The organism is Allobosea sp. LjRoot9 (genome assembly GCF_964252745.1).
Classification (GTDB): Bacteria; Pseudomonadota; Alphaproteobacteria; order Rhizobiales; family Beijerinckiaceae; genus Allobosea.
The window spans coordinates 1-660 of record NZ_CAXUPC020000026.1 but is presented as its reverse complement, the minus strand read 5'-3'; the positions used below and the strand labels follow the sequence as shown (position 1 = coordinate 660).

The following is a 660-nucleotide window of genomic DNA, read 5'->3' as shown; positions in this document are numbered from 1 at the left end:
GGTCGTGTCCCGTAGCGTGGTGTAGCTTGTGATGGCCACCACGTTGGCCGGCTGGGCCGGGAAGGTCAGGCAGCCAATGTTGGGATGCCGACGATTGGATCATCGCTCAATGGCGCGATGCTTTCCAGCGTGATGTATCGGGCGCGCTGGACGGCCCACTCGTCGTTTTGTTCGAGCAGAATGGCGCCGACGAGCCGCGTGATGGCGGCCTCGTTGGGAAAGATGCCGACGACCTCTGTGCGGCGTTTGATCTCGCCGTTGAGCCGCTCCAGGGGATTCGTGCTGTGCAGCTTGGCGCGATGCTGCGTCGGGAAGGTCATGTAGGCGAGGACATCGGTCTCGGCGTTGTCCATCAGGGCGGCGAGCTTGGGGACGGTCGGCCTGAGCTGATCGGCGACGCGGCGCCATTGCTGGCTCGCGGCATGGGCGTCGTCCTGGGCGAAGGCCGTGGCGATGAAGGCTGAGACGACGCGCCGCCCGCTGCGGCCGGCATGAGCGAGCGCATTGCGCATGAAGTGGACGCGGCAGCGCTGCCAGGTCGCGGTGAGCACCTTCGAGACGGCGGCTTTGATGCCCTCATGGCTGTCGGAGATGACGAGTTTGACCCCGCGCAGGCCGCGCCGCGCCAGCTTGCGCAGGAAGGCGGTCCAGAAGGTCTCG

At 66.5% G+C, this 660-nt stretch carries 1 protein-coding gene; it reads right to left on the bottom strand.

The features are described from left to right. Positions 1-65: 65 nt before the first annotated feature. Positions 66-660 (bottom strand): IS256 family transposase (locus ACSQ3P_RS31675; protein ID WP_436169384.1); only part of this gene is annotated, 595 nt, incomplete at its 5' end.